A 16775-nucleotide genomic window follows, 5' to 3' on the forward strand; every position below is an offset into this window, starting at 1 on the left:
TATTCACCGGGCTACCAACGGCCCGAAAAGCCATATCAGAACCGGCTGACGCCCTCCCCCGCCAGCCTTGAGGTCTTGCGATGGACGCGGGCTTGCAGAAGAGAGTGAGCCATGGCGCGCTGCTGTTTGCGGTGCTGGCCGTTTGCCTTGCCATCGGCGCAACGGTGCTGCTGGCCAATGACAGGAAACATCTCAAAAGCCTGCTGATTTATCTCAATCTGGCATCCACCACAGGCTCCGTGGAACCACCGCCGAAGATGAAGCCTGTCAAACGGCAGAAACCGGTTGCCCCAAAAGTCTCTCTGCCGCCCCACCTGCTGAAATTCGAGCAAGCGGGCGACAGGGCATCTTTTGCCCGCGATTTCGTTGTTTCCGGCAAGGAGCTTTGTGACCGCATTACTGCCGCAGGTTTTTCCAACCCACAGGGCTGGCACGCGAGCCCGGTCAACATCCGCAATTTCGAATGCATGGCCGATCTTGCGGCAGGAAACGCATCAGACCCAGCCGAGCGGGCATCGCTCTTTCTCGAAATAAGGGGGAAAGCCTCGGGACAAATTCGCTCCATCAGGATGAAGGCCGTCGCGCCCAAGACACCGGACGGAGCGGCCGTTCTGACAAAGCTCGATGAAGCGGTCGCCATGATTATCGGACAGACACGCTGGGCCGATTTGGCGGACATGCTTGAGCCGGCACGCCGGATGCAGCCCTATCAGGCACAACATTTCGGTATTTCGGTTTCCATAAAACCGGAACCAACGGCGCCGCACCGCCTGAACGTGATTTTGCTCGCAAGCGAACAATCGCCGGGGTTGAAGCTGACACGCAGTTTCTTCGACCGGGATCGCTGGCTTAGCCCAGCCGCTCCACCGGATCGGCCGGCGATCTATGCTTCCGCCAAGAAAGACCGTGTACGGTAAGGCGAAGGCCGCTCAGCCTATTGCAGCCAGCTTGCGCCGCACCGGCGGAATCCTGTCGCTTTGCAGGGTCTGGCGTTTGGCCTCCCACTGAAGCGCCGTGCGAACGATTGTCGCCAGATCGTTGAAGCGGGGACGCCAGCCCAGTTCCGACTGGATACGCGACGAATCCGCCACCATGGCCGCAATATCGCCCGGGCGGCGCGGACAATGGATGATCGGGAAATCGCGTCCCGATTCCCGCTGCACAGCCTGCAGGACCTCCAGAACCGAATAACCGACGCCATAACCGCAATTGAGTGTGCGGGTGCCGCCACCGGCACGCAGATGCGCCATGGCCAGCATATGTGCGTCGATCAGGTCGCTGACGTGAATATAGTCGCGAACACCGGTGCCATCGGCGGTCGGGTAATCCGTTCCGTAAACGTCCACCCGGTCGCGATGACCGTTTGCCGTTTCGCAGGCGACTTTGATGAGGTTCGCAACGCCCGTGGGCGAAGGCCCGGCGCGGCCCTGCGGGTCGGCTCCGGCGACATTGAAATAACGCAGCGCCACATAGTTGAAAACATGCGCCTGCACGACATCGCGCAGCATGATTTCGGACGCCAGCTTCGACAGGCCGTAAGGATTTTCCGGGCTGAGGATCGCGGTTTCAGGAACGGGACCATCAAAGGGCTGGTTTCCATAAACGGCGGCTGTCGAGGAGAAGATGAAATTGCGAATGCCATGGCTCACCGCCGCAGCGACGAGGGCGCGGGTCGTGCCCGTATTGTTTTCGTAATATTCGAGCGGCTGGCTGATGGATTCAGGAACGCTGACAGAGCCTGCGAAATGGAAAATGGTTTCGATCCGGTTTTCTTCGAAAATCTGGTCGAGCAGGGCGCGGTCCGCCGCATCGCCCAGGTAAAAACGCGCCGCAGGCGCAACAGCCCAGCGCGACCCCGTTGAAAGCCGGTCGACAACAACGACCTCTTCCCCGGCGTCGAGCAAAGCCCACACCATGTGGCTTCCTATATAACCGGCCCCACCCGTGACCAGAACAGCCATGACACTACTTCCCTGTTTGCTTTTCTTGAGCTCATCAAAGCCAATAATTCTTCATCATTGATTACTTGCACAGCGAATACGCGGCCAATCCACCGCCCCATTAAAAAGGTGGCTTACGATTGGTTAGCGCAATGAAGTGCTTTTTATTTATTAGTGAAAATGTTCTCATAAATGGAACAAGGAGCGCATATCACAGAAAACGCCCCACGTCGATGGTTGCGCCGTGGGGTTGCAGTTTTAGGCCTTCGCTGTGATTTTGTTGTCGATTTCCCTACCGCAGCGCGATCCCGGCACGGCAGGGCAAACCCTGGCACGGAAAGCCGACGCTTACCTGCCGAGGATATAGGATGCCAGCCGATCGGCCGCGTCTTCCATCTGCCTGGGGTTGCGCAGGAAGCAGGCGCGGAGAAAAAGCTCCCCTCCCGGGCCAAAGGCCGTGCCGGGCGCAAGACCGACCCCGGTCTTGTCGACGATATCGAGCGCGGTGGCGCGACTGTCCGTCACGCCGTCTATCTTGAGGAAGGCATAAAGCGCGCCGTCCGGTTTCAGAGTTTCCACACGGTTGGTGGCGATCAGCGCATCGCAAAGAATGTCGCGGGAGGTCAAAGCGCGTTCGTAGTTCTCGCGGATGAAACCATCACCGTGATCAAGGGCGGCGACGGCACCGCGCTGCATGAACTGCGCGACACCCGACGTGGAATATTGAATGAGGTTTTCGATCACCTGACCGATGGCCGGCGGTGCAACAAGCCAGCCGACGCGCCAGCCGGTCATGGACCAGTTCTTCGAGAAGGAATTGGCGAAGACGATCTTGTCGTCCGGCTCCATGACATCAAGGAAGGATGGCGCACGGCTGCCGGAATAGTGATAAAGCGCATAAATCTCGTCGGCGACGATCCACAGATCGTGTTTGCGGGCAAGCGCCAGAACATCACGAAGATTGTCGAGGGTCGCCGTCCAGCCGGTGGGATTGGAAGGAGTATTGATGAAAAGCGCCTTCGTCTTATCCGTGATCGCGTTTTCCAGCCTGTTGATATCGAGATCCCAGCGGCCGTCGCGGAAATCGATACCGACCGGAACGGCCTTCGCACCCGCCACGCCAATGGCGGCGACGATATTCGGCCATGTCGGAGACAGATAGACCATTTCGTCACCGGGCGAGGTCAGCGCCTGCACGGCAAGCACGATAGCCTGCATGCCGGAACCGGTCGCGTAAAAATGCTCCGGCGGCAGCGACGCTGCGAAATGCCGCTCGTAATAACGGCTCAGCGCCTGGCGCAATTCCGGAATGCCGCGCTGCCAGGTGTAGAAGGTTTCGCCATTGTTCAGCCCATCGATGGCGGCCTGATTGATGAAATCCGGGCTCGGCAGATCGCCCTCGCCGACCCACAACGGCAGAAGATTGTCCCGCCCCCGGGCATAATTCACGACTTCAACGATGCCGCTCTCGGGAGCCGCCAGAGAGCGCGCACTCAGACTGTTCAAAATGGACATTAAAGACACTCCGTTTGGTGCCTTCTTATCGCATCGAACCAGCCATGTGCATGATATTCCGTGAGGCGATCATGGATTTTCTTTATGGATCGGCGCTAACGGGAAACCGCCGGCCACTAGAGGCCGGCGGATAAAGGCGGGCGTAACCGGATCAGCGCGTCTTCAAAAGATCGCGGATTTCGGTCAGGAGCCTGACGTCTTCCGGCGGCGGGGCAGCTGCCGGCTTTTCCTCTACCTTCTTGCGTTCAACGGAATCACGAAGCTTGTTGACGCCCTTGACCATCAGGAAAATGATCCAGGCAAGAATAAGAAAGTTGATGAGGACCGTCAGAAAGTTGCCGTAGGCGAAGACGGCGCCCTGATCGCGGGCGGCGGCGAGCGACGTGGCGTTGACATTGGAACTCAGCGGCAGAAAGTAGTTCGAAAAATCGAAACCGCCGAAGATCGCGCCAACAATAGGCATAATGAGATCGTTGACGACGGAGTCGACGATCTTGCTGAAAGCCGCTCCGATAATAACACCCACGGCCAGATCCATGACATTGCCGCGGGCAATGAAGGTTTTAAATTCGTTAAGCATTCAGATTGTCCCTCTCTCCTGCTTCGCGAGCTGAAGCTATGTGACTGTCCCTACGGATGGAACCATATAAGGTCCGGGCATCATTTGGAATCCGCGGGATTGCATTTATTAGCTTTTCTGCACGCTCACCTTGAACTTTATGCTCAGACCGCGCTCATTCTCAACGGCGAAGAATTCGCCTATGCTCATATCAAGGAATTCCTGCATGGGGAGGATGCGTGCTTCCTGGGTGGATCATATTCGGTTCGGCCTTCGCTTACGTCCTGCTGCTGTTTGCGGTTGCAAGCTATGGGGACAGGAAGAGCCGTAAGAGAAACGCTCCGAACAAGGGGCGCCCGTTCGTCTATGCGCTCAGCCTGGCGATCTATTGCACCTCCTGGACCTATTTCGGCGGAGTGGGGCTCGCGGCAGACAGGGGGCTGGAATTTCTTGGCATCTATACCGGTCCGATCCTTGCCTTTACCATCGGCATGCCGATCATCCGCCGCATCGTCGAACTGGCGAAAACGGAAAAGCTGACGTCCGTTGCGGATTTCATTGCCGCCCGTTACGGCAAGAACTCCACCGTGGCGATGATCGTCGCCATCATCGCTCTCGTCGGCGCCATTCCCTATATCGCGCTGCAGCTGAAAGCCGTTTCCAGCTCGGTCGCGACGATGGTCGATCCCGGCGATTACGGCATTGGCAGCGGCAATCTTTATTTCCTCGATCTGCCGCTGGTCGTCACCATTGTCATGGCGGGTTTTGCCGTGATGTTCGGGACCCGCCACACCGATGCCACCGAACATCAGGACGGGCTCATTCTGGCGATTTCGATGGAATCGCTGATCAAGCTTGTCGCCATGTGCACCGTCGGCTTTTATGTGCTCTTCGTGCTTTTCGACGGCCCCGTGCATCTGTGGCAGTTGGCCTCCGACAACGAACAGGCCATGCGGGCCATATCCCATCACACGCCCGTCAGCCGCTGGGCCGTGATGACGCTGCTTTCCTGCTTCGCCATCATCCTGCTGCCGCGCCAGTTCCACGTTACCGTGGTTGAAAACCGCACGCCGCAAGAGCTGCGCATGGCGGGGTTCCTGCTGCCGCTCTATCTTGTCGCGATCAATATCTTCGTGTTGCCGATTGCGCTGGCCGGCATTCTGACGCTCGGCGCCAATGGCGACGCCGACCTCTACGTGCTGCAATTGCCGCTCAATCATCAGATGCCGGTGGTGTCGCTGATCACCTTCATCGGTGGATTTTCGGCGGCGACTGCGATGGTGATCGTCGCTTCGGTGGCGCTATCGATCATGATTTCCAACGATATCGTCATGCCGATCTTCCTGCGGCAGAAGCTGCTGAACCGTTCGCCGCACCGGGACGACTTCGCCAAGACGCTGCTCAACATCCGCAGGACGGCAATCTTTGCGGTGCTGCTCCTGGGCTATGGCTATTATCGCGCCGCCGACAGCGCCACGGGCCTCGCCTCCATCGGCCTTCTCGCATTCGCCGCCATTGCCCAGATGGCCCCTGCTTTGTTCGGCGGGCTGTTCTGGCGGCGCGCCAATGCGCGCGGCGCAATCGCCGGGCTGACTTCCGGTTTTTTCGTCTGGGCCTATCTGCTGTTCCTGCCAAGCTTCGGCGGACCGGATAATTCCGAAGTCGCCGCAAATATTCTCGGCTTCCTGTTTTCCGGCAGCACGGTGTTCAACGGGCCTGAAGCCGATCCATTCGTGAATGCGGTCATTCTCAGCCTGCTTGTCAACAGCCTTGCCTTTGTGCTCGGCTCGCTTTCGCGCAATCCGAGGCCGGTGGAGCGCATCCAGTCCGGCATCTTCGTCAAGCGCCACTCCAAATCGCAATTCGCCACGCGCGGCTGGAAAACCCGTGTCAGCGTCGGAGATCTCAAAAGCGCGGTCGCCCGTTATCTCGGCGAGGAGCGCATGCTGCGGTCACTCGCCACCTATGAAAAGACGGCGGGCAGGAAACTGAATGACGACCAGCCGGCGGATATGGCGCTGATCCATTTCTCCGAACAGCTGCTGGGCAGCGCCATCGGCTCCTCTTCCGCCCGCCTTGTGCTCTCGATCATTCTTCAGAAGGCGGAAGACACCAGCGCCGACACGGCATGGCTGCTCGACCAGGCAAGCGAGGCCCTGCAATATAACCAAGACATGTTGCAGACGGCGCTGGCCCAGATGGATCAGGGCATTGCGGTTTTCGACAGTTCGCAGCAGCTGACCATCTGGAACCGGCGCTTCCGCACCCTTCTGGATTTGCCCGAGCAATTCGGGCAGGTGGGCGTACCGCTCACGGATATCGTTTCGATGCTGCAGGAACGCGGCGACATGCCTGACGGCGACACGAATGAGCTGATTACCAGCTTCCTGACCATGGACCTGCCCTTCTCGCTGGTGCTGGCGGGCGGCGAACGCATCATCGAAGTGCGCTCCAACACCATGCCGGACAAGGGCATCGTCGCCACCTTCACCGATATTACCCAGCGTGTGGCGAGCGATCAGGCGCTGAAACAGGCAAACGAGACGCTGGAGCAGCGCGTGGCGGAGCGAACCGTGGAGCTTACCCGGGTCAACCGCGAACTGGCGGAAGCGAGGGCATCCGCCGACGAGGCGAATATCGGCAAGACACGGTTTTTCGCCGCCGCCGGCCACGACATTCTCCAGCCGCTGAATGCCGCCCGCCTCTATTCTTCCTCTCTGGTCGAGCGGCTTGGCGCATCGGGAGAAAGCGATCTCGTCCACAATATCGATTCGGCGCTGGAATCGGTCGAAACCATTCTCGGTGCGGTTCTCGATATTTCCCGCCTCGACACCGGCTCGATGAAGGCCCGCATGACATCGGTGCCGCTGAATGAGTTGCTGAAACGCATCGAAACCGATTTCGCACCGATGGCGCAGGAGAAGAACCTCGACCTTGTCGTCATGCCGACCTCGCTCACGGTCCGCTCCGATCCCAATCTGCTGCGGCGTCTGATCCAAAATCTGGTTTCCAATGCCATCAAATATACGTTGAGGGGCAAGGTGATCGTCGGTGCGCGCCGCCGGGGCGGCGAAGTGGTCATTCAGGTGACGGACTCCGGTATCGGCATCCCCTCATCCAAATTTCGCACCGTCTTCAAGGAATTCGCCCGATTGGACGAAGGCGCCAAAACGGCATCCGGCCTCGGGCTCGGTCTCTCCATCGTCGACCGGCTGTCGCGCATGCTGCACCATCCGGTACAGCTGATTTCCACCCCCGGGAAAGGCACGACCTTCCGCATTCACCTGCCGCGCGAAGCGGACCGCCTCGAACCGGCCAAAACCGATGGCGGGACAATCGGTCCCGCAGCCAGCGACCGCCTTCAGGGCGTCCGCGTCCTTTGCATCGACAACGAGCCGAAAATCCTCGAGGGTATGACTCTGCTCTTGACGGGATGGGGTTGCGAGGTTTTACCCGCTGGTTCCGTGGCGACGCTGGAGGAACCCTTCCTCGCTTTGGCCGCAGCACCCGACGTCATCGTTGCCGATTACCATCTGGACGATGGCGACGGCATCAGCGCTATCCGTCTCATCCGGACATTTTACGGCAAGCCGATCCCCGCCCTGCTTGTGACGGCGGACCGCAGCCCGGAAGTGCGCAGCGACGCCGAGAAATACGGGATTTCGGTTCAGCACAAACCGGTCAAGCCGGCGGCGCTCCGAGCCTATATCAACCAGATTTCCAGTACGGCGCGGGCGGCGGCCGAATAAAAACTCCCGGACCTTGCAATCCGGGAGCGGTATTGGCCTTCAAAAAAACAGAGGTATCAGGCCGCCTGATTGTAGCGATCCTTGCCGGCCACTGCCCCCTGCTCCATTTGGAACCGCTGCACCAGATCGAGCAGCGCTTCCACCTCACCGGACAGTACCCGGCTGGCCGCACTCGACTGTTCGGCAAGCGCCGCATTCTGCTGCGTCATCTGGTCCATCTGGTTGACGGAGCTGTTGACGTTGTGAAGCGCGGAAGACTGGTCCTGCGTTGCCGTTGCGATGGTTTCGACATGCTGGCTGACGGTCACGATCTGCTGGCTGATGGCGGAAAGAACCGTACCCGCCTCCTGTACCAGCTTCGAACCGGAGCTGACCTCATGCGTCGACTGGTTGATGAGCTGCTTGATCTCGCGGGCCGCGTCGGCGGAGCGCTGGGCAAGCTCGCGCACTTCCTGGGCTACAACAGCAAAACCCTTGCCCGCCTCGCCCGCACGCGCGGCCTCGATGCCGGCATTGAGCGCGAGAAGATTGGTCTGGAAGGCGATGTCGTCGATAACCTCGATGATCTGCTCGATCTTGCGCGAGGCGTCTTCGATGCGGCCCATGGCGTCCACGGCGTTGCTGACGACCGAACCGGAACTGTCGGCACTCCGCTTGGTGACGAGGACGGCCTCATTCGCCTCCCGCGCCCGCTCGGCCGATGATCTGACGGTAACCGTGATTTCATCTACGGCGGCGGCGGTCTCTTCCAGCGAAGCGGCCTGATTTTCGGTACGCTTCGACAGATCGACCGACGACTGCTCGATTTCAAAGCCGCTATGCTGGATGATAAGCGTGCGCTCGCGGATCTGCCCCAGCGCATCGCGCAGGTTCAGGAGGGATTCGTTGAAGTCCGTGCGCAGGCGGTCAAGGCGGCCCGCAAAAGGCGTCTCGATCGTGCGGCTCAGATCGCCACGCGAAAGCCTGCCGAGACCGGAAGCAATCTCGCTGACAGCAAATTCGATCTGGCTATCCATTTCCTGCTTCTCGGCATCGTTGCGAGAACGTTCGGACTCGGCTGCGGAGCGTTCCTCGGCGCTCTTGCCCTCAATCGCCAGTTTCTCGATCGCGTTCTCGCGGAAAATTACCAGCGCGCGGGCGATATTACCGAACTCATTGGTGTTGGCGGCGTAGGGAATCTGTGTGTCGAGATTACCGTCCGAAAGCGATTTCACCGCATCGGTCAACTTGCCAAGCGGCTGAAGTGTGCGCTTGATGACGAAATAGGCGAGCAATCCGACGCCAAGCATGGCGAGCGCGCCACAGATCAGCATCAGGTCACGCAGGCTGTATATCTGCGCATTGTAAACTTCCATGGGAACACCCACGAACAGGATGCCAACGGTTGCGCCTGTCTTGTTCAGAACAGGCATGTAACCCGTCATGTAGTTGGTGCCGAAAAGTGTGGCGGGACCGAAATAGGATTCGCCTTTCGAGACTTTCGCGAAAGCAGGGTGATCGGCGGCGAGTTTCGTGCCGGTTGCCCGTTCGCCCTTTTCATTTTTCAGATTGGTGGTTAGACGGACGTAATCCCCGGCCCTGGTTTCAAAGACGGTGGCGATGCCTCCGTTTGCTGCGGCCGTGCGATCGACGAGATCGTTGTCGCGCAATGTCCCGATACTGGCGCGGCCGACACTCTTCAACTCCGCTTCGACCAGTTCAAGAGCGACGCCGCCGACTTTCATCTCGTAGAGGATAGCCATGCTGCGCATCGCGCCGCGCGTGTCGCGCAAGGCGGTGGTGATAATGTTGTCCTTCAAGCGAATGTAGGTCGAAAACCCAACTGCCGCCACACTGAGCGCGATCATGCCGATCGTCAGTGCGACGACCTTTCCAGCAACGGACTTAAAGAGGCGGTTATGCATGAAACAGTTCCCCAAAGCCAAACCTGCGACAGTTTTAGCTGGCAACTGTTAAAAAACGCGAAATACAGGAAACCGCCGGTCCTCGGCCCATATACGGCAATGGAGCGGCCCGAAATGACTGGTTTACGGCACGGGAAACCCGTTCACCATCAGTGGATATAACCGAGCCGGATGGCTTTGGCGATCGCCTGGATGCGGTTTACGCTATCGAGCTTGATCGTCGCCGAGCCGAGATAGGCGTTGACGGTGTGCACGGAAAGCCCGAGCTTGACCGCGATCTCTTCGCTGATACGGCCGTCCCCCGCCAGTTGCAGGCAGGCGATTTCCCTCTCGCTCAGCGCCTCGGAAGGCGCCGCCTTGCGCTCGTCCAGCGCCAGCATGTCCACCATGATTTCACAGCATTTGATGTGCTGTTCGATGACGACCTCATTGTCGAGAACGAGGTTGGTGCCGCAGAAAACGATGTAACCATTGCCAATGGTGCCGAGTCGAACCGGAAGCGCGAGCCCAGCATAGGGCAATATGTCGTTCTCGATGCGGCGCAGAAGTGCAGGCACATCGGGAAGGTCGGCAAAACCGCCAGCGTTCTTGTTGCGCCAGATGACCGGCAGGAGCGATGTCTCGATATGATCGAGCAGAATGTCGCCGACCGCGCGGATGAACTGCGCGCTCTGTTCTGCGGCATTCATGCCCCAGTTTTCCAGCTCGCAAGTCATCTTCTTCTTGTTGGGGAAACCGGAAGCGGCAGCCTTCGTGACCACGAAGTTGCGCGCGCCAACCAGCTTCTGCATGGCGACAAGCTTCGGAAAAAGATCCGACCGGCTCGTCACGACAGGGCTGCGATAAAACATGCCCGTCTGACCTGTACCCTCAGTGTCTTTCGTCTGTACCATCCGTCCGACCATTATACGAGGTTGTTGCGCACGGCATAGGCAATCGCCTCCGAGCGGGTTTTCGTCGCGGTTTTCCGCATCACGCTTGTAATGTAATTATTGATCGTATTGCGCGAAATGCCAAGGATCATCGCAATTTCATCGCTCGTCTTGCCTTCCGCGATCCAGAACAGGCATTCGAGCTCGCGCTCCGTGAGATCGATATCGCGAACGGTCTTTGCTTCGCTGGCAATGCCGAAACTGACGCAATAGCCCGTCAACAGGGCGATTTCCCTAAGACGCTCCGGTGACGGAACCGCTTCTTCCGGAAACAACAGCAGAAGGGAAAGGCGGATGCGTCCCACGCAGAAGGAGAGTGCCGAATATTGCCTGTCTATGCCATAGGGAACCAGAACGTCGTCAGGCAGGAGAAGCAATCGTGGCTGAAGCAGCGAAAGGCATTTCTCCATTTCGCTAGACCGGTTCTGGCTGTTGGTGAGTTCAATACCCAGCCTGCGGACCAGATCGAAAGGCCAGTCGGACGTGACGATGAATTTCAGTCCGGTTTCTTCGAGAAGATCATCCCGCGCCAGCAGATAGTGCGAGGCGCCAGCGTAGGTTACGAGCAGATCCAGTGCGCCTGCAACGTTACCGGCAGCAGCCGTGGCTGCGACGTTTTTAGCAAGCTGATCGCGCGGCAAGGGCTTACCCATGCCCTCCATAGGCTTGGCAGACAGCCTGCGGATATCAACATCGACTTTCAATCGCCTACGCCCTCTTGCTCCCAGTGGGAGATTATACCTCGGGATGGAATCATTCCATTCGAGAACTTACCAAAATGGGACGGCAAGCCCCCGGAGACCGAATCACTTCATTTTATGGAACGGACTGGGATTTGCCATTAGCTGACAACAGCCTTTCCACGTATTTCCCTGCTCGTCTATTACTAAAAAAACATACTGAAAAGCTGTTCAATCCATAAACGGCATTCTCAGCCAATTCCCAGCAAACTGTATCGTTGCTGAATTTTTTGTAAACACTGTCCCGAAACGAGATTGCCACGGCTCGCCCGCCAAGCATAGCAAAAAGCCCAAAAACGGAAAAAGGCCGGGTAAAACCGGCCTTTTCGATATTATGCTGCTTTTTCCACCGCCCATTTGCGCAGGATCTTGGCGGCTCTTTCCTCGCTGATTTCCACCATGCGGGAGAGCCTGCGTTCCGGCCCTTCGCGCACCCGGCGGTTGAATGTGCCCTCGCCATCGTTTCCTGCCAGAAGGTCGTCGGTGCTGTCGAAGCCGAAATCCGCCCCGAAACCTTCCATGAGACCGCCAGCGCCCGCATCCATGCCGGGAGAGAAATCCGGTAGTTCGAGACCGGCGGCCTCCTGGCTGAGCTGACCGGCGGCGGCGTTGCCGGTCACCGTGCGGACCAGGGGGCGCACACCGAGCCAGACGACAAGGAAGGCGACGGCGACAAAGGCGAGCGAGTTGATGATACCTGCGGAATTGCGGCTCAGCACTTCCATGACGCCGGGTCCGGTTGCGGCCTCGTCCAGCAATTGCGTTTCGAGGAAGTCCATTGCCGTCAGGGTGACCATGTCGCCACGATCGGAAGAAATGCCGGCTGCCGAGGTGACGATCTTCTGCATTTCGGAAAGATAGGCGTCGATCTTCGCCTGATCGGCTGGCTCGCCGACCATCTTGGCGATCCGGCCCTTGTTGACGACGACTGCGACCGAAATCTTTTCGACGGTGTAGCCGTTCTTGACCGTGGCTACCGTCTTGGAATTGATCTCGTAATTGGTCTGTTCTTCCTTCTTGGCCGACTGGTCGGAGGACTGCGGGCCGCCGCCGCCGCCCTGGGGTGCAGCCTGCGGTACGTTCTGTTCCACGGTCGCGGCCGTGTCCGGCTGCGTTTCCTGGGACTTCTGGTCTTCCTTTACCGTGCGCACGGAGCGCTCGACGCGCGATTCCGGATCGTAGACGGTTTCCTGGATCTGGCGGCTGTCGGTATTGAGCTGGGCCGTGACGCTGGAGCGGAAATTGTCCATGCCGAGGAAAGGCGCCAGCGCCTTGTCGATATTGGTTTCGATTTCCTGCTGCACGTTCTGCGCCAGCGTCAGCGAACGGTTCATGGCGGCATTGGTGACATCGTCGCCGGAAGCCAGAAGCTGGCCTGTCGAATCAAGCAGGGTCACATCATCGACTTCAAGGCCGGGAACCGCCGAGGCGACAAGGTGACGGATGGATGCGGACGCCTTGCGGCCGGCCGAGGCACTGGCGCGAATCATCACCGATGCGGTGGGCTTCTGTTCGCCTCGGCGGAAATTGCCGACGTCAGGCATGACGATATGGACGCGTGCAGCCGCGATGCCGTCGATCTGCTGGATGGAGCGGCCGATCTCGCCCTCAAGGGCGCGAACGCGTGTCACTTCCTGCATGAAGGAGGTCAGACCGAGGGAGCCGACATTGTCGAAAAGCTCGTAACCGGCATTGGCGCTGTCAGGCAGGCCGCGTTCTGCCAGAAGCAGCCGCGCCTTGGACGTGAGCCCGACGGGGACCTGAAGACTGGAGCCATCGGTTCCCACCTGAAAGTCGAGACCCGACTCGGCGAGCGCAATGCTAATCTTGTTGAGGTCGCTCTTTTCAAGCCCCACATAGAGGGTCTCGTAAGCGGGACGGTTTACATAAAGAGCCGCCGCGAGGATAATGGCCATGGATACAACGCCCACGCCGCCCAACATCAGCAGCCGCGTCTGCCCCAGCGCCGCGACATTCTTCAAGACCTGAGGGATTTGATTTAACAGATTCATTCTGTTCCGCACCGTCATTCATAGAGTCCGAGACCTTTTGGCCCCGTAATGACAATAGGGTGCGAAGCTTGCGCGAGCGTTGCCTTTCTCCGCATTCCGCGCGGGAAGGCAGGAAACGCAGATCTGCTCTAGAACAGGTCGAAGTCGCCCGAGGCCTTGTCCAGGGGCTGCGAGTGGCCGTGGCGGTAGGCAGCGCCAAGGGCTTTTTGCATCTCGGCCAGCTTCACCAGGCTGAGCGCGGTGCTGACATCCACGATCCATTCACTGGATATGGAGCCTGTGATGGTATCGATGAATTCGGCAAGGCCACGGGTCTTCTGCACGGCCAGGTCGATACCCTGCAGAAGCTTTACGCCGTCGGCGGACAATTGACCGCTGGTCACATCAAGCAATTGCGGTTCGATGCGCTCGATGAGATAGGCGACATCGTGCAGTTCCGATACCACCCGCATCAGCACATCCGGCAGGGCTTCTTCGAACGGAGTTGCGGCGGTGGGTTCTGCAAGCTGCATTGGAAACTCCGTGACTAAAAAAATTCGATGTCGTTGGCGACTGGCTTGGGGGCCGGCGCCGGACGCGTTTCCAGAGCAACCGTCTTCTGGGTTTCCGCGCCGCTGAGCGGATGTTGACGGGCGCGACCGGAGACCGGCCAGAATTCGATCTTGCGACCATGATCGCCCCCCGTGGAGGAGCTTATGACCGGAATGCCTTCGTCCTTCAGAAACTGCATGGCGAAGATGGCGTTCTGCTCACCGACATTGGAGAAGCTGGCGATCGTCTTGGCGCCGCCGAAAACCTTGGCTTCCAGCCGGTCGCGCCGCGCACCCTTCTTCAGCAGCCCGTTGATGAGAAGCTCCATGAGATGCACGCCATAACGCGTCGCATCTCCGCCGGTCACGCTCCCCGTTCCCGGCAGCAGGAAGTGGTTCATGCCTCCCACGCCGGCAACGGGATCTCTCAGACAGGCGGCCACGCACGAGCCGAGTATCGTCGTCATCACCACATCGGGATCGCTGACGACCTTGTACTCGCCCTGAATGATATGTACGCGCTTGGCCGCAGCTTCAATCATTTCAGCGATCCGAAAACCGCCTCGATCGCGGCGCGCATCTTGTCGATCGTGAAGGGCTTGGCCAGCACGTTGTTGGCGCCGAGCTGGGCCGCCTTCTGCACCAGCGCGCGGTCGCCCTGCGCGGTGAGGATGATGAAGGCGGCTTTCTTGGTGGTCGGGTTGGCCCTGACGGCGTGCAGGAAACCGAGACCGTCCATCTTCGGCATGTTGAAATCGGAAATGACGAGATGATGGGGCTGCTGCTCCATGATCTTCATTCCCTGCTCGCCGTCACCGGCGGCGGTGATCTGCTTGAAGCCGAGCTGTGTCAGCGCATCGCTGAGGAGCAGCCGGCTGGTCACCTGATCGTCAACGATCAGAACTTTGATCTTTTCTGCGAGAGACATTAGTCAGCACCTTCTTTGCGGGCAGTGGTTAGTTTCAGGATTTCTTCGCCGATGGAGGCCAGCGGGAGTTGCTGTTCCACGGCGCCAAGTTCATAGGCCACGCGGGGCATGCCGTAGACGACACATGTTTTTTCGTTCTGGCCGACCGTGCGTGCGCCGGCATGACGCATCTTCAACAGTCCGGCAGCGCCATCGCGGCCCATGCCTGTGAGAATGACGCCGACGGCGTTGCGACCGGCAAGCTCGGCCACCGAATCGAACAACACGTCGACTGAAGGACGGTGGCCGTTGACAGGATCGCGCTCAACAAGCCGGCAGCAGGGTGCGGACCGGTTGGCGATCTGCAAATGGCGCTCGCCGCCTGGCGCAAGATAGATCTTACCGGTCTGCAGACGCGCACCGTCCGTTGCCTCTTCCACCACGGGCGCGCAGATGCGGTTCAACCGTTCGGCGAAACTCTTGGTGAAGGTCGGCGGCATGTGCTGGGTGATGACGGTCGGCGGGCAATTGGCCGGGAACTTCTGCAGCACGGCGATCAACGCTTCGACACCGCCCGTGGAGGAACCGATGGCCACGACCTTGCGCCCTGCGCGATATTCACTGACCGGGGTTGGCTGCGGCGCTGCGGCGGCGTCCGGGCGCGTCGCGCGGTAGGCGGCGTGTTGCGAGCGGGCGGCGGCCTTCACCTTGTCGGCCAGATCGCCGAAAGGGCGTACATCGCCCGGCGCCGGCTTGCCGACACAGTCGAAGGCGCCGATTTCAAGCGCGGCGAGCGACGCATCCGCGCCGCGATGGGTCAGCGACGAGACCATGATGACCGGCATGGGCCGCAGGCGCATGATCTTTTCGAGAAATTCCAGCCCGTTCATTTCGGGCATCTCGATATCGAGCGTCACGACATCGGGATTGAGCTGCTTGATGGCGGCGCGCGCTTCCATGGCATTGCCGGCCTGCCCAACCACCTCAACCTCCGGATCGGCCTTGAGGACAGCCGAAATCAGGCCGCGCATGGTGGGGGAATCATCGACGACGAGTACCCGTGCGAGTGCGCTCATGCCTTCCTCCCCGAAGCGTTGCCAGTGAAGCGGTAGGTGGTGATGCCGGTATTGTCGAACAGGTTCTTGGCGTCACCGGAGACGCGTTCGGAATGCCCGATATAAAGATGACCGCCTTCCGGAAGCAGCCCGGCGAAACGCGACCATATGCGCATCTGCGTCGGCTCGTCGAAATAGATTACGACGTTGCGGCAGAAGATCACGTCGAAATTGCCCTTGAAGGGCCATTGCGTCATCAGGTTCAATTCGTTGAAGGTGATGAGGCGCTTGACCTTGTCATCGATGCGGAACTTGCGGCGACCGCCGGCATCGACCTCCGTGAACCATTGCTTGCGCATGGCGGGAGACACGGTTTCGAGCGCATTGTCGTCATAGACCCCTGCCCGGGCCTGCGCCAAAATCTTCGGGTCGATATCCGTTGCGAGGATCTTGAAATCGTAATCCGCCGCATTCGGAAACATGGCGAGCACGGTAAGCGCGATGGAATAGGGCTCCTGCCCGTCCGAGCAGGCCGCCGACCAGATGCGGACACGTCCGCCGCTCTTCGCCCGCGCGATGAGACCCGGCAGGACCTCGTCACGCAGATGTTCGAAATGATGGTTCTCGCGGAAGAAGCGGGTGAAATTGGTCGTGAGATGCGACAGCATTTCGCGCCGCGCCTGCGCGCCATCCGGCGAGGACACCAGTGCGCAATATTCGCGGAAACCCGACAGGCCGAGATTGCGGATATGCTTCGACAGGCGGGAATAGACCAGCGACGCCTTGGTGTCGTTGAGATAAATGCCTGCATCGGCATAGATCATCGCCGCGATTTCCGACAAGTCGCGTCTCGTCAGCGGGTATTCGCCGCTGGCAAGAACCTCGTCGGGAGACTGGCGCTGATCGCTGAAATTAAGTGCTGCCATGAACGA

Annotated in this window: 13 protein-coding genes and 2 pseudogenes; 3 read left to right on the top strand and 12 right to left on the bottom strand. The window is 59.3% G+C overall.

Annotated features, from left to right (window positions below):
• Positions 1 to 80 precede the first annotated feature (80 nt).
• Entirely contained in the window at positions 81 to 917 is an 837-nt protein-coding gene (locus tag ACQZ48_RS21345) for a DUF6030 family protein (RefSeq protein ID WP_173988112.1), read from the top strand.
• Positions 918 to 929: 12 nt separating this feature from the next.
• Here the strand turns inward: ACQZ48_RS21345 and galE are convergent, their stop codons facing one another.
• The 3 genes from galE to mscL all read right to left on the bottom strand — a co-directional run bounded on the left by galE (position 930) and on the right by mscL (position 4035).
• Entirely contained in the window at positions 930 to 1961 is a 1032-nt protein-coding gene (gene galE / locus ACQZ48_RS21350) for a UDP-glucose 4-epimerase GalE (RefSeq protein ID WP_448729439.1), read from the bottom strand.
• A 327-nt stretch (positions 1962 to 2288) separates the two neighbouring features.
• Positions 2289 to 3455, bottom strand: coding sequence for a pyridoxal phosphate-dependent aminotransferase (locus ACQZ48_RS21355; RefSeq protein ID WP_173988110.1), 1167 nt, complete (start codon positions 3453 to 3455; stop codon positions 2289 to 2291).
• A gap of 151 nt (positions 3456 to 3606) precedes the next feature.
• Entirely contained in the window at positions 3607 to 4035 is a 429-nt protein-coding gene (mscL, locus tag ACQZ48_RS21360; RefSeq protein ID WP_077985413.1) for a large conductance mechanosensitive channel protein MscL, read from the bottom strand.
• Positions 4036 to 4253: 218 nt separating this feature from the next.
• On the opposite strand from mscL, the pseudogene ACQZ48_RS21365 reads away from it, so the two are divergent.
• Positions 4254 to 7305 (top strand): annotated as a pseudogene (locus ACQZ48_RS21365) (sensor histidine kinase); the annotation flags it as partial.
• Between the two features lie 74 nt (positions 7306 to 7379).
• Positions 7380 to 7763, top strand: a pseudogene (locus tag ACQZ48_RS21370) (response regulator); the annotation flags it as partial.
• 56 nt (positions 7764 to 7819) lie between these two features.
• Here ACQZ48_RS21370 and ACQZ48_RS21375 read toward each other — a convergent pair.
• The 9 genes from ACQZ48_RS21375 to cheR form a co-directional block, all read right to left on the bottom strand.
• Positions 7820 to 9667: a methyl-accepting chemotaxis protein gene (locus ACQZ48_RS21375; protein ID WP_077985411.1), complete on the bottom strand. Its 1848-nt coding sequence runs from the start codon at positions 9665 to 9667 to the stop codon at positions 7820 to 7822.
• Positions 9668 to 9816: 149 nt separating this feature from the next.
• A complete protein-coding gene (visR, locus tag ACQZ48_RS21380; protein WP_162520484.1) occupies positions 9817 to 10518 on the bottom strand; it encodes a transcriptional regulator VisR in 702 nt (233 codons plus the stop codon).
• 53 nt (positions 10519 to 10571) lie between these two features.
• Positions 10572 to 11303 carry a transcriptional regulator VisN gene (visN, locus tag ACQZ48_RS21385; protein ID WP_162520460.1) on the bottom strand — a complete coding sequence of 244 codons (732 nt, stop codon included), beginning with the start codon at positions 11301 to 11303 and terminating at the stop codon, positions 10572 to 10574.
• Positions 11304 to 11671: 368 nt separating this feature from the next.
• Positions 11672 to 13351 carry a flagellar basal-body MS-ring/collar protein FliF gene (gene fliF, locus ACQZ48_RS21390; protein WP_191217084.1) on the bottom strand — a complete coding sequence of 560 codons (1680 nt, stop codon included), beginning with the start codon at positions 13349 to 13351 and terminating at the stop codon, positions 11672 to 11674.
• A gap of 128 nt (positions 13352 to 13479) precedes the next feature.
• Positions 13480 to 13863, bottom strand: a complete 384-nt coding sequence (gene cheT / locus ACQZ48_RS21395; RefSeq protein WP_077985408.1) for a chemotaxis protein CheT — start codon at positions 13861 to 13863, stop codon at positions 13480 to 13482.
• A 14-nt stretch (positions 13864 to 13877) separates the two neighbouring features.
• Positions 13878 to 14423 carry a chemoreceptor glutamine deamidase CheD gene (cheD, locus tag ACQZ48_RS21400; RefSeq protein WP_077985407.1) on the bottom strand — a complete coding sequence of 182 codons (546 nt, stop codon included), beginning with the start codon at positions 14421 to 14423 and terminating at the stop codon, positions 13878 to 13880.
• Positions 14420 to 14809 carry a chemotaxis response regulator CheY2 gene (cheY2, locus tag ACQZ48_RS21405; RefSeq protein WP_003503467.1) on the bottom strand — a complete coding sequence of 130 codons (390 nt, stop codon included), beginning with the start codon at positions 14807 to 14809 and terminating at the stop codon, positions 14420 to 14422. Before cheY2 ends, cheD begins: the two co-directional genes overlap by 4 nt.
• A complete protein-coding gene (gene cheB / locus ACQZ48_RS21410; protein WP_077985406.1) occupies positions 14809 to 15864 on the bottom strand; it encodes a protein-glutamate O-methylesterase CheB in 1056 nt (351 codons plus the stop codon). The genes cheY2 and cheB overlap by 1 nt, the downstream gene beginning before the upstream one ends.
• Entirely contained in the window at positions 15861 to 16769 is a 909-nt protein-coding gene (cheR, locus tag ACQZ48_RS21415; RefSeq protein WP_137409749.1) for a protein-glutamate O-methyltransferase CheR, read from the bottom strand. Before cheR ends, cheB begins: the two co-directional genes overlap by 4 nt.
• Positions 16770 to 16775 lie beyond the last annotated feature (6 nt).

The organism is Agrobacterium sp. 22-209-1 (genome assembly GCF_053522485.1).

Coding starts and splice junctions, on each gene's coding strand:
- ACQZ48_RS21345 (WP_173988112.1), top strand. CDS start 81: ATGGACGCGGGCTTGCAGAAGAGAGTGAGCCATGGCGCGCTGCTGTTT.
- galE (WP_448729439.1), bottom strand. CDS start 1,961: ATGGCTGTTCTGGTCACGGGTGGGGCCGGTTATATAGGAAGCCACATG.
- ACQZ48_RS21355 (WP_173988110.1), bottom strand. CDS start 3,455: ATGTCCATTTTGAACAGTCTGAGTGCGCGCTCTCTGGCGGCTCCCGAG.
- mscL (WP_077985413.1), bottom strand. CDS start 4,035: ATGCTTAACGAATTTAAAACCTTCATTGCCCGCGGCAATGTCATGGAT.
- ACQZ48_RS21375 (WP_077985411.1), bottom strand. CDS start 9,667: ATGCATAACCGCCTCTTTAAGTCCGTTGCTGGAAAGGTCGTCGCACTG.
- visR (WP_162520484.1), bottom strand. CDS start 10,518: ATGTTTTATCGCAGCCCTGTCGTGACGAGCCGGTCGGATCTTTTTCCG.
- fliF (WP_191217084.1), bottom strand. CDS start 13,351: ATGAATCTGTTAAATCAAATCCCTCAGGTCTTGAAGAATGTCGCGGCG.
- cheT (WP_077985408.1), bottom strand. CDS start 13,863: ATGCAGCTTGCAGAACCCACCGCCGCAACTCCGTTCGAAGAAGCCCTG.
- cheD (WP_077985407.1), bottom strand. CDS start 14,423: ATGATTGAAGCTGCGGCCAAGCGCGTACATATCATTCAGGGCGAGTAC.
- cheY2 (WP_003503467.1), bottom strand. CDS start 14,809: ATGTCTCTCGCAGAAAAGATCAAAGTTCTGATCGTTGACGATCAGGTG.
- cheB (WP_077985406.1), bottom strand. CDS start 15,864: ATGAGCGCACTCGCACGGGTACTCGTCGTCGATGATTCCCCCACCATG.
- cheR (WP_137409749.1), bottom strand. CDS start 16,769: ATGGCAGCACTTAATTTCAGCGATCAGCGCCAGTCTCCCGACGAGGTT.